Source organism: Pontibacter saemangeumensis (assembly GCF_039541895.1).
Classification (GTDB): domain Bacteria; phylum Bacteroidota; class Bacteroidia; order Cytophagales; family Hymenobacteraceae; genus Pontibacter; species Pontibacter saemangeumensis.
Window position 1 is genome coordinate 650,237 of the sequence record NZ_BAABHC010000014.1, and the last position, 16,269, is coordinate 666,505.

At 58.7% G+C, this 16,269-nt stretch carries 12 protein-coding genes; 10 read left to right on the plus strand and 2 right to left on the minus strand.

Going from position 1 to position 16,269, the window contains the following annotated elements:
* Window positions 1–22 precede the first annotated feature (22 nt).
* On the minus strand, window positions 23–931 hold the full coding sequence (locus tag ABD920_RS13640) for a DUF72 domain-containing protein (protein ID WP_345159769.1): 909 nt from the start codon (window positions 929–931) through the stop codon (window positions 23–25).
* A 341-nt stretch (window positions 932–1,272) separates the two neighbouring features.
* Here ABD920_RS13640 and ABD920_RS13645 point away from each other — a divergent pair, with 341 nt between their 5' ends.
* From ABD920_RS13645 to ABD920_RS13690, 10 genes are all read left to right on the plus strand, one after another.
* The gene (locus ABD920_RS13645; RefSeq protein ID WP_345159771.1) at window positions 1,273–1,911 is read left to right on the plus strand and encodes a septal ring lytic transglycosylase RlpA family protein; all 639 of its coding nucleotides are present in this window, start codon (window positions 1,273–1,275) and stop codon (window positions 1,909–1,911) included.
* A 287-nt stretch (window positions 1,912–2,198) separates the two neighbouring features.
* Window positions 2,199–3,845 carry a TldD/PmbA family protein gene (locus ABD920_RS13650; protein ID WP_345159772.1) on the plus strand — a complete coding sequence of 549 codons (1,647 nt, stop codon included), beginning with the start codon at window positions 2,199–2,201 and terminating at the stop codon, window positions 3,843–3,845.
* Window positions 3,846–3,987: 142 nt separating this feature from the next.
* A complete protein-coding gene (locus ABD920_RS13655) occupies window positions 3,988–5,304 on the plus strand; it encodes a TldD/PmbA family protein (RefSeq protein WP_345159774.1) in 1,317 nt (438 codons plus the stop codon).
* A 104-nt stretch (window positions 5,305–5,408) separates the two neighbouring features.
* On the plus strand, window positions 5,409–6,026 hold the full coding sequence (locus tag ABD920_RS13660) for a DUF4159 domain-containing protein (protein WP_345159775.1): 618 nt from the start codon (window positions 5,409–5,411) through the stop codon (window positions 6,024–6,026).
* Between the two features lie 93 nt (window positions 6,027–6,119).
* Entirely contained in the window at window positions 6,120–7,115 is a 996-nt protein-coding gene (locus ABD920_RS13665; RefSeq protein WP_345159776.1) for an AAA family ATPase, read from the plus strand.
* A gap of 27 nt (window positions 7,116–7,142) precedes the next feature.
* Complete coding sequence (locus tag ABD920_RS13670) at window positions 7,143–7,697, plus strand: hypothetical protein (RefSeq protein WP_345159778.1); 555 nt, start codon at window positions 7,143–7,145, stop codon at window positions 7,695–7,697.
* Entirely contained in the window at window positions 7,690–8,583 is an 894-nt protein-coding gene (locus ABD920_RS13675) for a DUF58 domain-containing protein (RefSeq protein WP_345159780.1), read from the plus strand. The genes ABD920_RS13670 and ABD920_RS13675 overlap by 8 nt, the downstream gene beginning before the upstream one ends.
* Window positions 8,584–8,649: 66 nt before the next feature.
* The gene (locus ABD920_RS13680) at window positions 8,650–10,155 is read left to right on the plus strand and encodes a BatA domain-containing protein (protein WP_345159781.1); all 1,506 of its coding nucleotides are present in this window, start codon (window positions 8,650–8,652) and stop codon (window positions 10,153–10,155) included.
* Between the two features lie 2 nt (window positions 10,156–10,157).
* Window positions 10,158–12,347: a DUF4175 family protein gene (locus ABD920_RS13685; protein WP_345159783.1), complete on the plus strand. Its 2,190-nt coding sequence runs from the start codon at window positions 10,158–10,160 to the stop codon at window positions 12,345–12,347.
* 3 nt (window positions 12,348–12,350) lie between these two features.
* Window positions 12,351–14,165 (plus strand): hypothetical protein, encoded by a 1,815-nt coding sequence (locus ABD920_RS13690; protein ID WP_345159784.1) that lies wholly within the window; start codon window positions 12,351–12,353, stop codon window positions 14,163–14,165.
* A gap of 109 nt (window positions 14,166–14,274) precedes the next feature.
* On the opposite strand, the gene ABD920_RS13695 is transcribed toward ABD920_RS13690, so the two are convergent.
* Entirely contained in the window at window positions 14,275–16,257 is a 1,983-nt protein-coding gene (locus ABD920_RS13695) for an OmpA family protein (RefSeq protein ID WP_345159786.1), read from the minus strand.
* Between the last annotated feature and the right edge of the window lie 12 nt (window positions 16,258–16,269).

A 16,269-nucleotide genomic window follows, 5' to 3' on the forward strand; every position in this document is an offset into this window, starting at 1 on the left:
ACTTATAAACCTCTGACGCCCCTCAGAACAACTCCCCCTGCACCGGCTGCACAAATTTCTTCGGCGGCTTGATGTCGAGGCCGCAGGCGTTGTTGAGCTTTTCGATCAGGTAGATAGCCAGGTCAGGCGCCAGGGTGTTGTCCGGCTCGTGCACGAAGAAGTAGAGCTGGCGCAGGCCGTTGTCGAACCACTCCTTCAGGCGCTCCACCCAGGCATCGATGCGGACGTAATCCGTCGGGTGCAGGCCGTTGCCCACAAACCGGACCATGGCCGAGGGCATGGTGAGCCGCATGTGCAGCACATCGCGTCGCCCGGCTACGTCCGTCAGCACCGTGCCTGCCCTGTACTTCTCCAGCACCTCAAACAGCGGCAGGCTCGCCACATTATCCGCAAACCAGTCGGGGTGGCGCAGCTCTACGGTAAGCGGGATGCTCTCCGGGATAAACTTCAGGAAGGCTTCCAGGTCCGGAAGCTGCCGGGGGCCGAAAGTGGGCGGCAGTTGCAGGAAAGCATCTCCCAGCTTCTCCTCCAGCCCGGCGATGGCCGCGCAAAAGGCAGCCGTGATATCGTGTGTGCTGCGCAGAGCGGCCTCGTGGCTGATAAGCTGCGGAAACTTGGGGCAGAAAGTGAAGCCCTGCGGCACGCTTTGCCGCCAGCGGTCGATGGTGTCGGGGCTGGGGATATGGTAGTGCGTACTGTTGAGCTCAATGGTGTTGAACTGCCGCCCATACCACAGCAGCGAGTCTTTGTCGCGCATGCTGCCCGGATATATACCGCCGACCCATGCCTTGTTTACCCACACCGGCAGCCCGACGTGCACGCGGGGCTTGATGTACGAGCCGGACCGCTGGAGCAGAGGCAGCGTGTCGGGGTGGTTGGGGGGCAGCGTAAAATCTACGCGGCTGATGTCTTGTAGTTTCCCAAAATCCATAGGGCCAGAGTTTGTACTTTATATACGTCCGCACTTGGCAAAGGGAACCGGATTGGTGCCCGGGCCCCGTGCTTCGATAGCAAAAACGAGGCATTCTACCTGCACGTTTTACATTTCCCGCAAATTTTTTTTCAACTATTTTATATCTCAAATAAACAATACTGCTGATGCCTTAAAATCTTGCCATACTTCCTCTAAACACACTTTTGCTTAAAACATGACCTACAGCATCAGAACCCACAGAAGCTGTATCCCTCCACATCCCTGGCCGCGAATTGCCGTATAAGTCTCTATTTTGGAAATTTTGCCTAACTTTACGGCTTCACCAATTTTAAAAAGATATGATTTATAATAGAAAGTGCTACATATTATCAGTAATCATTTTTCTATTTATCGGCATCAGCCAACCCCTCTCAGCACAAAGCATAAAAACCCAAAAAGGCGAGGCCTCCTGGTACGGGAGCAAGTACCACGGCAGGAAGACCAGCAGCGGCGAACTCTACAACAAGAACAAAATGACCGCCGCGCATAAAACACTCCCTTTCGGCACAAAAGTGAAAGTAACCAACCTCGACAACGACGAATCTGTGATCGTTCGCATCAACGACCGGGGGCCGTTTGTAGGAGACCGCATCATCGACGTATCAGAGGTAGCCGCACGCAAACTGGAGTTTCACGCCCAGGGCATCGGAAACGTGAAAGTGGAAGTGCTGGAGCTGCCCGAGGATTACAAGCCGCAGAACGCCGGCATCTTCACCATCCAGACAGGCACCTACGTGACCAAACAACACGCTGAGCGCCTGAGCGAGAAATTGAAAGCCTTCGACAAGCATCTGGAAATAGAGCTGACTGACGAACTGGTGCGAGGCAAAAAGATCCACCGCATCAAGGCAGGCCGTTTCGAAAGCCGCCAGCATGCAGAGGCATTCAACGACCTGCTGAAAGAAGAAGGTCTTTCCGGCCTTGTGAAAGAAGCATAGACCCTAATAAACAATTTTGCCAAAAGCAGCGGGCGCAGGATGACACATCCTGCGCCCGCTGCTTTTTCCGTTTATATATAGTTGGTGTTCGTGCTCACGTTTTCCTATATATCGCAGGGCCAACCTTTCGCCTTCTTTCCTGTTTCTTGGTAGAACATCCACCTGCCTTATTCTATGGAAGGAGGCGTATGGCAGATAACTGGTGGCGCAACTTTGAAAAGCAGATGGATTTATATATACTTAGCTACCGAAACTAATGCTTTCACCTATCATTAACTGAATATACTTTGAAAAGACGAAACTTCCTTGAGTTGTCGGCCCTGGGCTTTGGCGGACTGATGCTGCCTTCCATCCCGGTGTTCGGCAACATGATAGCGCCGGAGCGGTTGCTGCAGCAGGTGGACCCGGCCCTGAAAAAAAGGCTGGCTGACGTGGCCCTGAACACTGCAAAATCGAAAGGCGCCAATTATGCCGATGTGCGCATCGGCCGTTACCTGCAGCAGTACATTTTCACCCGCGAAAAGCAGGTGCAGAACATCGTGAACGCCGAATCGTTCGGCGTGGGCGTGCGTGTGCTGGCCAACGGCACCTGGGGCTTTGCCGCAACCTCCGACGTATCGGATAAAGGCGTGGCCAAAGCCGCCGACCAGGCCGTGGCCATTGCCAAAGCCAATGCCAAGCTGCAGAAGGAGCCGGTGCAACTGGCCCCTGTGCCCGGCTACGGCGAGGTTACCTGGAAAACACCCATCGAGAAAAACGCCTTTGAGGTACCGGTAGGCGAGAAGGCTGACCTGCTGCTGGCCGCCAACGCCAAGGCCCTGGAAAACGGCGCCAACTTCGTCAACTCCGCCCTTTTCCAGGTGAACGAGCAAAAGTACTTTGCCTCCACCGACGGCTCCTATATAGACCAGGACATCCATCGCATCTGGCCAAACTTTACGGTAACGGCTGTAGACAAAGCCTCCGGCAAGTTCAGGACCCGAGAGGCGCTGAGCGCGCCGATGGGCATGGGCTACGAGTATATGAACCCGAAGGCATCGGAGAAGATAAAGGGCCCTGTAGGCACCGGGCTGGTTGGCTACCGCTACGCCTACGACATGCTGGAGGACGCTGCTTTGGCTGCTAAACAAGCGAAAGAGAAGCTCACGGCCAAATCGGTGATGGCGGGCAAGTACGACCTGGTGCTTGACCCGAACCACCTGGGCCTCACCATCCACGAGTCGGTGGGTCACCCGCTGGAACTGGACCGCGTGCTGGGCTACGAGGCCAACTACGCCGGCACCTCTTTCGCCACGCTGGACAAGTGGAAGTCGAAGAACTTCAAATACGGCTCCGACAAAGTGAACATCTTCGCTGACAAGACACAGCCGGGCTCGCTGGGCTATGTGGGCTGGGATGACGAAGGCGTGAAAACGAAGAAGTGGGACCTGATCAAGGACGGTACGCTGGTGAACTACCAGGCCATCCGCGACCAGGCGCACATCATCGGCGAGAAAGAATCGCACGGCTGCTGCTACGCCGACAGCTGGAGCTCGGTGCAGTTCCAGCGCATGCCCAACGTGTCGCTGGCACCGGGCAAGGAGAAGAAGAACGTTGATCAGCTGATCGCGGGCGTGGACAAGGGCATCTATATAGCGGGCCGCGGCTCATACTCCATCGACCAGCAGCGCTACAACTTCCAGTTCGGCGGCACCACGTTCCACGAGATCAAGGGAGGTAAAATCGTGGGCCCGCTGGAGGATGTGGCCTACCAGAGCAACACCCAGGAATTCTGGAACTCCTGCACCGACATGTGCGATGAGAGCGACTACCGCCTGTTCGGCTCGTTCTTCGACGGCAAGGGCCAGCCCAGCCAGATCAGCGCGGTATCGCACGGCTCCGCCCACACGCGCTTCAACGGCGTGAACGTGATCAACACAGCGCGTAAAATCTAATGATTTTAAGTTTAGAGTTAAAAGTCAAAAGTGAAGAGTTTCATCATAGAACCCTTCACTTTAGTAACAGCATGAATGGCGGCATATAAGGGTCTCTATTGCGTAACTTTTAACTCATAACTCCTAACTCTTAACTAAACAAATGGCAATATTAAGTAAAGAAGAGGCGCAGGCGATCCTGAAAAAGGCGCTGGGCTATTCCAAGGCGGACGAGTGCGAGATAACGCTCACCGGCAACATTGGCGGGAACATCCGCTACGCCCGCAACGAGGTGTCCACGAGCGGTGCGGAGGAGAACGTGTCGATGTCGGTGGAGTCGCGGTTCGGGAAGCGCTCGGGCGTGGCCACCATCAACGAGTTCGATGACGCTTCGCTGCAGAAAGTGATGCAGCGCTCAGAGGAGACGGCGCGCCTGGCCCCGGAAAGCCCGGAGTATATAGAGCTGCTCGGCCCGCAGACGTACACCGCTACCAAAGAGTTCTTTGAGAGCACCAACAAGATAGACCCGGCTTACCGCGCCGATGCCGCCGCCAAAAGCATTGCCGCTGCCGCCGCCAAAGGCCTGACGGCAGCCGGCTTCTTGGAGCATTACAGCAGCTTCACGGCGAAGATGAACAACAAGGGCCTGTTCGCCTACCACCCGGCGACGGTAGTGGACTTCTCGGTGACCATGCGCACCGAAGACGGCACCGGCTCCGGTTACGTGACGCAGGATTACAGCGATGTCAGCAAGCTGGACACAGGCAAAGCCTCGCAGATAGCCGCTGAGAAGGCCGCCAACTCCAAAGACGCCAGGGCCCTGGAGCCTGGCAAGTACACGGTTATCTTAGAGCCCGCCGCTTCGATCGATCTGTTGCAGAACATGTTCGGCAACATGGACCAGCGCAGCGCCGAGGAAGGCCGCAGCTTCCTGAGCAAGCCCGGCGGCAAGACCAAAGTAGGCGAGAAACTGGTGGATGAGCGCATCACCATATCCTCTGACCCATACAACGCAGACGTGCCCACCGCGCCATTCGCCGCCGACGGGCGACCACAGAAAAAAGTAGTCTGGATAGACAAAGGCGTGGTGAAGAACATGTACAATACCCGCTTCTGGGCTTCCAACAAAGGCGCCGTATCTACGCCGCCGCCGGGCAACATGATTATGGAAGGCGGCACGATGAGCCTGGAGGATATGATCAAAGGCACCAAGCGCGGCATCCTGGTAACGCGCCTGTGGTATATCCGCACCGTGGACCCGCAGACGCTGCTCTACACCGGCCTTACCCGCGACGGCACGTTTTACATTGAGAATGGCAAGATCCTGTACCCGGTGAAGAACTTCCGTTTCAACGAGAGCCCGGTGATCATGCTCAACAACCTGGACGCCCTGGGCAAGCCGCAGCGCATCGGCGGCAGCCTGGTGCCACCCATGCGCATCCGCGACTTTACGTTCACGAGTCTTTCGGATGCGGTGTAAGCACTACTGAAACGATGAGATGCCGCATACAGCGAAACCGTGTGCGGCATTCACATGAAAGAATTGACCCGAGACTCATAACTCAGAATTCATAACTCCATCAAGTGCAACCGTTCACCTTCGTCCGCCTGCAGTACCGCTCCGGCAACTGGGATACTGACCCCCGGATGCCGAGCAACCTGCTGCACTCGCTCATCCAGTACACCACGGTGCAGGTGGAGGAGCAGGAGAAGGTAGTGGCGCTGGAGAGTGCGGAGCTGTTCCGCTACCCTTTCAGCTATATGAGCGGGCACAAGCTGGTGCAGTTCAATCAGAAGGAGCGGCAGAACTTCGAAGCGTACGTGCGCAACGGCGGCTTTGTGTTTGTGGACGACTGCAACCACGACATCGACGGCCTGTTCGCCCGCTCTTTTGAGGAGCAGATGCGACAGGTCTTCGGGCAGGGCGCGCTGAAGAAGATTCCCAACGACCACGTTATATATACATCCTTCTTCACGTTTGAAGAGGGGCCGCCCACCACAAGCTTTGAGTTAAACGGCTGGGGCGACGACCTGGTGCACGACTACCTGAAAGCGATAGAAATAAACGGAAGAATAGCCGTGCTCTACAGCAACAAAGACTACGGCTGCGAATGGGACTATGATTTCCGGAACAAGCGCTGGCTGGCTGAGGACAATACCAAGTTCGGTGTCAACATCATCCTATATGCCCTGACAAGTTAATATATATATATATATATATATACGACCTCGCAGCGTGCACAGCTCCTGTGAGTGTCTGCAATAAACTAATATCAGCCTTCAACCTATATAAAATTGACGGAACAAGACGTGCAACGCCTGCTAAGCAAGCTGCCACAGCTAAAGCAGGAGATTCAGAAAGTGATTGTGGGGCAGGAGGAGGTGCTGGAGGAGGTGCTGATTACCCTGCTGGCCGGTGGGCACGGCTTGCTGGAAGGCGTGCCGGGCCTGGCCAAAACGCTGCTCGTGCGCACGCTGGCGAACGCCATGGAACTGGGCTTCCGGCGCATCCAGTTCACGCCCGACCTGATGCCGACCGACATTTTGGGAACCGAGGTGCTGGAGGAGGACCACGTGACCGGCAAGCGCTTTTTCAAGTTCAACGAGGGGCCGATCTTCTCCAATATTGTACTCGCGGATGAGATAAACCGCACCCCGCCCAAAACACAGGCGGCGCTGCTGGAGGCCATGCAGGAGCATGAGGTGACGTACGCGGGCACAACTTACCCGCTCCCGCGCCCATTTTTCCTGCTGGCCACCCAAAACCCGATCGAGCAGGCAGGCACCTACCCGCTGCCCGAGGCGCAGCTGGACCGCTTCCTGTTATATATAAAAATCAAGTACCCCACCGAGCAGGAAGAGCTTCGCATTCTGGCCAACACCACCGGCAACCGGCAGGCGCAGGCGCGGCCCTGTATATCCGGGGAGGAGGTGTTGCAACTCCGGCAGTTAGTTCGTGAAGTAAGTATCAGCGAAGAACTGCTGCAATACGTAAACAACTTAGTGCGCGCCACGCGCCCCGACAGCACCGCTGTGGCGTATGTGAAAACCTACTGCCGCTGGGGTGCCGGGCCACGGGCCGGGCAGGCGCTTATACTAACGGCCAAGGCGCGCGCGCTGCTGCAGCACCGGTTTGCGGTAACCGCCGCCGACATACAGGCCATGGCTTACCCGGTGCTGCGCCACCGGGTGCTGGTAAACTTTACGGCCGAGTCGGAGCACATCACCCCGGACCGGGTGGTGGACGAGCTCCTGCAGCAGGTCAGGCTGCCGAAAGCCGTATTGTCGTAGAGTGAGAAAAATATAAACGCAGAGACTATGCAGGGGGAAGTAGATATAGTCAGGATTTCGGAAGAGCAGGTAAAGATACTGCGGAACGTGCTGGGAGAACGGATTTACTTTCTGTACTCCGACAAATTGCAGGTGGAGCTCCTGGACGAGGGATATGTGTTCTGGGCAAACGGCTTTGCCATTGCCCTGTCTACCATCAACCAGCCGCCCGGTAAGTTCAGGACCTACATCAACATCAGCGCCGACTACAGAACCTGCCCGAAAGACGCCAGCACCTATTATGAGTTCGATGTGAACGTGAGCGGTGCCCCTTTGTGGCAGGAAGGAGCCCTGCAGTTCGGGAAACTCTCCAGCCTGAAGGTTTTCTCAGACCCGATCCTGATGATAGAGATTTACCAGAACACCAATAAGTCGGGGGAGAAGGGGCGGCTGCACGACTGCGCGATGGTTTTTTACTCCCAGACAAAGAAATACCTTTTGCAGGCAAGGCAGGAACTGGTGGGCGGCATCAACATTATACTGGATGACACCTTTATTGAATCCCAGATCAGCCAACTGAAACGACGGTACACCCTTGTCTAAAGAGAAGTTTATCCGCCCGGAGGTACTGGCCACTATCAAGGACCTGCCGCTGCTAGCCAAAACAGTGGTGGAAGGCTTTATGGCGGGCCACAACCAGAGCCTGCGGCGCGGGGCGGGGCTGGAGTTCAGCCAGTACCGCAGCTATCAGCCCGGCGACGACCTGCGGCAGCTCGACTGGAAAATGTTTGCCCGCTCCGACCGCTACTATATACGGGAGGCGGAGGTGGACACCAACATCACTGTGCGCTTCGTGCTGGACGGCAGCGCCTCCATGGCGCACGAGGACACAAACGGCCTGCGCAAACTCGATTATGCCCGCTTCCTGGTGGCCTCGCTGGCGTACCTGGCCTCCCTGCAGGGCGATGCGGTGGGGTTATATGTGCTGCGCGAGTCCGGGCTGATCAACCTTACGCCCCGCTCCGACAACATGCACCTGCAGCGCTTCTGGCACCGGCTCAGCGAGGTGGAGCCGCAGGGCAAATTCCCCGATGCCCAGGCTGCCGGCAAGCTGTTGGCAGACCGGCGGCAAAAAGAACTCACCATCTTCCTGACGGATTTGTATGAGCAGGAAGATGAGATCACCAGCCTGCTTTTCAGGCTGGGCGCGCAACGGCACGAGCTGCTGCTGTTCCACCTGGTGGCGCGCAACGAACTGGACTTTGCGTATAGCGGCACCCTCACCTTCGAGGACCTGGAGACGGGGCGAACGCTGCAGGTGGGCACCGCCGAACAGCGCAGCAGCTACATAACAAAGCTGCAGGCATGGCTGCAGCAAACCGAGCGCGACATGCGCAACCGCCAGATCGCCTACGACCGCTTCGTGACGGACGAGCCGCTGGACAAAGCCCTGCGGGCCTTCCTGCAGAAGCGTTTACTGTATGGGTAATTCAACAGCTGTTCAACCAGGGCATTCAGCTTACTTGTTTCAAATTCAGCACTCAGTTATTCAAAATTGATCTTTCTCGCTCCATTCTGGCTCTTTTCGGCGGCTGCCCTTCTCGTGCCCATTGCCATTCACCTCTGGAACAAACGGCAGGGCACGACGGTGAAGATGGGCAGCCTGCGCTGGCTGGAGGCGTCGGCGAGCAGGCGCTGGAGCCGCGTGAAGCTGAACGAGGTATGGCTGCTGTTGCTGCGTTGCTTTGTCCTGCTCCTGCTGGCGGCCGCGCTGGCGCAACCCGTGCTGGTACGGCCTCCGCAAAAGCCCGACGCGCAGAAGGCAGTGTATATAGGGCAGGAGCTGCTCTATACCTCCACCGCCCGGCAACAGATCCAGCCAACCATCGCCGCGCTGCTGCAGCGCGGCTACCGCCTGTATAGCTATGCCCCTGGCTTTGCCGCCATTCCGCAGGAGCAATGGCAGCAGATCAGCAGCAGCACACAAGACTCTGTTATATATAGCCCCGCCAACTATTGGGGGTTATTGCCCGCCCTGGCGGAGAAACACAAACAGCCGCAGGACAGTATCTGGCTTTTTACCTCCGACCAGCAGCGCTACTTTGCGGGTGCCCGCCCGGTCGCCGTGCCGGCTAACATCCGCTGGCTTCCAGTTGCCTCCGGGGCTGCTGCTCTTTGGTTGCAGGCGGCAGTGCAAACCGCGCCTGACAGCCTCTTGCTGCTGATCGGGGAAGGCTCCCGCGAGGGCATCACCTACAGCCGCCAGTTTATCGGAACTGCCACAAAAGAGATCACGCTCCACGGCCAAACCCTGGAGCTACAATGGCTGCGGGATACCCTGCAGGCCACGTTCCCCGGCAACAGCAGCAGCAACGTGCGGGTGCAGACGGAACCGTTGTATATAGCCCTGCTGGCCGATGAGGCGCAGCAGCCGGAGTTGCGCTACCTGCAGGCCGCCCTGAGCGCCATCAGCCGCTATACCCGGTTTCCCATCCAGATCACCACGGAGCAGGACACCGCCGCGGACTGGGTCTTCTGGCTAAAAGACGGAGAGGTGCCGCCGCAGCTGCAGCAACAGGTAGCGCAAAATGGCCTTAATTTGTGGGTGCAGCCAACTGCCAAACCTACCGCGATCAACACCTACATGGCGACAGCCGGGGAAGACGTGCCGGTGCACCAACTCCGCGGCGCAGCAGGCAACGAAGACCAGCACATCCTCTGGGCCACCCGAAACGGTGGCGCGCTGCTGACGGTGCAACCTTCCGGAAGCGGCCATATATACCGTTTCCGGAGCGGGTTCAGCCCGGCGTTGAGCGGGTTGGGGCAGAGCGCGCAGCTGCCCGAACTGCTGTTGCCCCTGCTGTTTCCGCAGCCCGAAGCAGGAGGTCAGGATGTGCGGGCGCTCGACGAGCAGCAGCTAAAGCCAGCCTTACAGCCGGTTACAGCTACAGCAGAAGCGCCGGAGGCGCGGCGCATTTCCCTGGTGCCGTGGCTCGTGTCAGCGGCTTTTATCTTATTTTTAACGGAACGGATCCTCGCCAGGAGGCGCGCGACTATATAGCCATGGCTTTAAAAGACAGCACCCGTATGCTTCACCGCATCCGCCGGCAGTATGTGCAGGCGAAGGCCCTGCTGTATGCGCTGCAGGCGCTGGCAGCCGTTGCGGTGGGCGCTGCCGTACTATATAAATGGGAGTTTAAGCTCCCTTTGCTTGCCGCCATTGCCGTTGCCCTCATTTCAGTTACTATTATATATAGCCTGTGGCGCTGGCACAGCATCCGCAAGACGAGTTTGAAGCAGGTGGCCCGCCACCTCGACCGCCAGTACCCGCAGTTGGAGGACAGCACCGCCCTGCTGCTTCGCGACCCGGATACGCTTACCCTGCTGGAGCGCCTGCAGCAGCAGAAAGTAGGCGCTGCCCTGCAGCAGCTTCACCCGGAGAAAGAGAAAATTTTCACTCTCCGCAGCACGGCCTCCTATATGGCGCTGGGTCTCGGGCTGATACTCTCAGCCGGTATTCTCTACCTGCCTGCCGCCCCGGTGTTAGCGCCTGTCACCCCGAGACAAGTGCAGGTGGATTTTCCGGAAGCCCCCGCCACGGCTGCAAACACGGCCACCGTCATCGAGCAAATAGACATCACCATCACACCACCTGCCTATACCGGCAAGGCGCCCTACGCCGCCGAAAGCCCGAGCCTGCGCGTGGAGGAAGGCGCCACTGTATCCTGGCGCATCCGCACCAACAAACCAGCCAGGGCTTTGCAACTGGTGCTGAACGAGGCTACACCCGTGGCGTTCACAGGCAAGACCGGTGCCTACACTTTATCGCGCACTGTTACGGCTCCGGCCCTGTACCACCTCCGCCTCAACGGGCAGAAATCGGCCTTCTATACCCTGGAGATCATCCCGGACGAGGCGCCCGTGATCCGGATACAAGAGCCAAAGCAGTACACCGAGATCCTGTTTGGGGAGCCGCAGCGGGTGAGCCTGCGGGCGCAGCTTAGCGACGACTACGGTATCCGGGACGCCAATATGATCGCGACCGTGGCCAGGGGATCGGGCGAGGCGGTGAAGTTCCGGGAGGAGAAGATTACCCTTGGCCTGAGCGGCAACCGCCGCAGCGTCGACATCCGCAAGGCCCTGGACCTGCGGCAGCTGGGCATGACGTACGGCGACGAGCTGTACTTTTATGTGCAGGCCTGGGACAACCACCGCGGCTACTCCCGCTCCGAAACCTACTTTGTGCAGATCGAGGACACGGCCATTGTGGAGGCGGCTTTTGACATGACGGCGGGCGTGAACCCGGTGCCGGAGTATTTCCGCAGCCAGCGCCAGATCATCATCGACACGGAGAAACTGCTGAAAGAGCAGAAAAGCATCTCCCGCGCTTCGTTTGAGGAGCGCTCCAACAACATCGGCATCGACCAGAAGCTGCTGCGGCTGCGCTACGGCAAATTTTTAGGCGAAGAAGCTCAGTCGGGCATCGGGCCGGGAGGCGGTATCCCGGAAGGGGAAGAAGGCCATGAGGAGGCCGCGCATGCCGCCGGCGACGGGCATGATCACCCCGAGTTCGAGAACCAGAACGACCCTGCCGCGCTGCTCGACCCGTACCTGCACAAGCACGACCAGGAAGGTGCGGCCACTATTTTTGAGCCGGCCGTGAAAGCGAAGCTGAAAGGCGCGCTGGCGCAGATGTGGGAGGCGGAATTGCGGCTGCGCACGCACAAGCCAAAGGAGGCGCTGCCTTACGAATACAAAGCGCTGCGGATGCTGAAGGAGGTGCAGCAGAGCACCCGCGCTTATGTGGCGAAAACAGGTTTCGAGGCGCCGCCCCTGAAGGAGCCGGAGTTGCGCCTGTCGGGCGAGCTGGGCAAGATCACGCCGCTGTCGGAGACCCGCACCATCAAAACAGAAGCGAAACTGCCCTCAACCCGGGCCGCCCTTACCTGGCTGGCGCGCTACCGGCAGCGGGGTATATATAGCCCCTCGGATGCGCGCGTGCTGGAGCAGGCGGGGCAGGAACTGGCGCAGCAGGCGCTGCAAGGCCCGGGCAGCTACCTCCGGACCCTGCAGGACCTCCGCACGGTTATCGCCAACATAAACAGCGGGGAAACACTCTGCGTGCCTTGCCTGCAAACGGTGGAGCGGGCGTGGGTGGCGCTGCTGCCCCCGGTGGAGCAGACGCCGCAACAGCAGACGGTGCGCCGCAGTCCGCTCTCCCGTGAATACCTGAAACAGCTAAACGACAATTAACCTGTGCTACAGAACCTGCCTTTTTATATAGCCTTGTTGCTCGCCGCCTTTGTTGTGCTGCTCCTGCTGTGGCTGGCGTGGCGGCGGCCTAACCGGCAGCGGCGGGCGTGGCGGTTGCTTGCGAGCGCGGTGGCGGGCGTGAGCCTGGTTCTGCTGGTTTTCCCGCCTGCCACGAAGCAGGCAGTCAGCCCCGGCACGGCGATTCTTTTAGCGGAGGGATATAACGCCGACACCCTCCGGGCATTGTTACGGGAATTTACGGCTGCGCCCCTCCTCTTCAGCTACCATACCCCGGCAGCCAAAGCCGCGCCTGTACCAGATTTATATACCTTCCGGCGGCAGCACCCCGGCCTCACGAAGGTGCATTTGCTGGGATATGGCTTACACCAGGAGGAACTACAGGCGCTGGAGGGCATAGCGGTAGAGCCGCATCTGTCCGCTGCCCCGGCCGGTATGGCGGCCCTTTACTGGCCTGAAAATATATTTTTGGGAGAGCCCGTGGAAGTGACTGGCACCTATATAAGCCCAGGAAAATCCGGTGCCTGGCTTTATTTAGATGCTGCCGGGCAGGCCCGGGATTCGCTGGAAATCCCGGCAGGCGACACGTCTGCTTTTACGCTGCGCTACACCCCCAGGCAGGAAGGCCGCTTTATATATACCGTCACAAGCAAAGCAGCCGGAGGCACGGACACCCTAGGACGGGTGCCGGTGCAGGTGAGGCCGGGGAAGCAATTAGGCGTGCTGCTGCTGGCCTCGTCGCCGCTGTTCGAGTTCCGGTTTCTGAAGAACCACCTGGCCGGGCTGCGGCACCGCGTCGCCTGGCGCATCACCATCAGCAAAGGCATCAGCCAGAGCGAGTGGCTCAACATGCCCCGCACCAGCCTGGACCGCCTCACGCCAAAGCTCCTGCAGCAGTTCGACCTGGTGGTGACGGAGCCGCAGGCGCTGCAAAACCTCAGCGCCGGGGAACGTGCCGCCCTGCAGCGGGCCGTCACCGCGGATGGCCTGGGTGTGCTGACCATCACCAACGCCCCCGCCACCAACCGCAGCACGGCCTTCTTTACCTCGTTCCAGACGAAAAGAGTTGCGCCCCAGGACACCCGCACCACCCGCGCCTCCTGGGAGGACAACGTAACCGCCACCGCAACGGCTGCCCCCTATATGCTGGTGAATTCCGCCGCCGTATCAGTGCTGGTGACGGAGCAGAACGAGCAGTTGCTGGCCGGGGCAAAACGCGAAGGATGGGGAAAAGTGGCGCTCAGCCTGGTGCCGCAAACCTTTGCGTGGCAATTGGAGGGGAAGGAGGAGATTTATGCCAGCTACTGGGCGCACCTGCTGTCGGAAGTGGCGAAGCAGGAGGTGCAGGAAACGTTCTGGCAGCTCACCTTGCCGCAGGTGCCGCAGCCCAACTGGCCCGTCACACTTACCTATATAGATTATTCCGCAAGTGGTTCTGCTTTACCTTCAGCTACCGTCACCAGCCTGGCAGACTCAGCTTTATATATAAAGATGCCGCTGGCGCAAAACCCGGTGCAGCCTACACAGTACAGCGGCACGTTCTGGCCCCACCGCAGCGGCTGGTACCAGGTGCAGGCACCCGGCGCGCCGCCCTATCTATTTTATGTGCAGGATGCTGATGATTGGGATTTCACCAAGATACAAGCCAGGCGCCAGGCAACATTGGCCTATATAGCCCAGACAAAAGCCTCCTCTGAAGTTGCTCCCGTAGTATATATAGAGGAGCCGGTGCCGCTGATCTGGTTCTTTGTCCTGTTCGTGCTGAGCAGCGGGTTTCTGTGGCTGGAGGAGAAGTTCTAACGTTCTCTCAGGACCTCGCAGCGTGCGCAGCTCCTGCGATCGTCTGGCACACAGAAGCCAACACCCGCAGGAGCTGCGCACGCTGCGGTTTATATATGGATATAGCCAGCTACTTCAGGATCGTGAATTCGGTGCGGCGGTTCTCCTGATGCTCTGTCTCGGAGCAGGACACGCCATCTTTGCAGCGGTTGATGAGCTTTGTCTCGCCGTAGCCTTTCGCTTTCAGCCGGCCCCTGTCTACGCCCCTGGAGATGATATAATCCACGGCGGCCTGCGCCCGCAGCTGCGAAAGCATCTCGTTATAGCGGTTGGTCTGGCGGCTGTCGGTGTGGGAACTCAGCTCGATGCGGATAGAAGGGTTGTCGTTCAGCGTCTGCACCAGTTTGTCCAGTTCCCTGGCGGCATCGGGCCGGATGTTGTGCCTGTCCAGGTCGTAGAAGATGTTCTCGAGCACGATGGGTTTGTTCGGGGTGCTGCGGTTAAAGATCATCTCCACCTTCACCGAGTCCGTGTTGAAGCGGCAGTCGGGGGTTATCTGCAGCGTCTGCGTCAGGTACTCGGGTTTCGAGCCCTTGATGGTATAGTTGGTGCCGGCCTTTACCGGGAATAGGAAGCCGCCGTTTTTATCAGAGTAGATCTCGAGCGGCGTGGCGCTCCCCTCCTCCAGCAATTGCAGCAGCACCTGCTCCACCGGCTCTTCCACCCGCCGCGAAGTGCCGGCCACGGTGAAGCGCTCGATGGTCCTGCCGATCAGCGTGCACGGGACTTTGTACTCCTCAAACGTGAAGATATCGTCAGAGCCGTTCAGCCCAAGGCGGCCGGAGGAAAGCATTCCCTTTGTGCCGGTGCTGTCCGTCAGTATCCCCAGGTCGTCCTGCGGCGTGTTGAGCGGGTACTTCAGGTTCTCCACCTTCGCCCAGGCTTTATGCGCCCCGATGGCTTTGAAGATGTCCAGACCGCCCATGCCCATATGGCCATCGGAGGAAAAGTACAGGTCGCCGCCCGCCCCCAGGCTGACAAAACTCTCGCGTCCGCTGGTATTGAGCACACTGCCTGCGTTTACGGGCTTTCCCCAGGAGCCGTCGGCCTGGCGCTCGCTGTAATAGATATCCGTCTCCCCGAAACCGCCCGGCATGTCTGAGACAAAGTACAGCACCTGGCCATCGGGCGTAATGGCCGGGTGCCCGATGGAGAACTCGTTCGTGTTGTTGTATTTGAAAGGCTTCACGTTCTCCCACTTCTCCCCTTTCCGCTCCGCCATATAGATGCCGTGCCGGTTGGTGTGGGTGCGGCTGTCGCTGCCCTTGAACCAGCTGGTGGGGTCAGGGTTGGTGTGGCCGGCGCTGCGCTTTACCACCTGCGTGCGGGTAAAGTAAAGCACCTGCTCCTTGTCGAGGTATACCCCCGGTCCGTTGTGGTAGGCCGTGTTCACGCTCGGTGGCAACGGGGCCGGTGCGCCGTAGGTGCTGTCGGAGGTAGCCTTGGCTATATAGAGTTGTATGTAGCCGTTGCCCGTCCAGTTGCTGCGCTCCGTCTGCTGCTTTTTATCGGCTATCAGCCGGTCAGAGGCGAACAGCAGGCCATCCGCTAGCTTCACGGGGCTGAAGTCGGCCCCGTCGCTGTTCAGTTTTCCGTGTTTCTGTACATTAAACGGCCTTGGCGTTTGCATCCAGTGCAGGGCGGTGTCGCAGGAGGCGGCCATCTTCAGCGCCAGGGCAGCCTGCGCCGGCACTTTCTGGCCATAGTCCAGGAACAGCTTTTTCGCCTTGTCGTAGTTGGCGTTGCGTTTTGCCGCCTCGGCGTAAAGGAAAATATTGGAAGGATCCGCCCCCGGGAAAGCAATGGTCTGCGCATACCAGAACTCGGCCTCGCGGCTGTTGTTGAGGATACGGTAGCTGTCGGCGATGCGCTGCACCACCGTCAGGGTGGGCTCTCCTTTCTCGAGAATGGTCTTATAGGCTTCGAGGGCCAGGCTGAACTCATAATTCTGAAAATACTTGTCTGCCTGCTTCATGTCCTGCGCCGTCACCGCCACAGGCCCTCCGGTCATCAGCCACAGCCACAGCAGCGCAAGGGTAAAGTTGATTTTCATAAGGGATACGCT

Coding starts and splice junctions, on each gene's coding strand:
- ABD920_RS13640 (WP_345159769.1), bottom strand. CDS start 931: ATGGATTTTGGGAAACTACAAGACATCAGCCGCGTAGATTTTACGCTG.
- ABD920_RS13645 (WP_345159771.1), top strand. CDS start 1,273: ATGATTTATAATAGAAAGTGCTACATATTATCAGTAATCATTTTTCTA.
- ABD920_RS13655 (WP_345159774.1), top strand. CDS start 3,988: ATGGCAATATTAAGTAAAGAAGAGGCGCAGGCGATCCTGAAAAAGGCG.
- ABD920_RS13670 (WP_345159778.1), top strand. CDS start 7,143: ATGCAGGGGGAAGTAGATATAGTCAGGATTTCGGAAGAGCAGGTAAAG.
- ABD920_RS13685 (WP_345159783.1), top strand. CDS start 10,158: ATGGCTTTAAAAGACAGCACCCGTATGCTTCACCGCATCCGCCGGCAG.
- ABD920_RS13695 (WP_345159786.1), bottom strand. CDS start 16,257: ATGAAAATCAACTTTACCCTTGCGCTGCTGTGGCTGTGGCTGATGACC.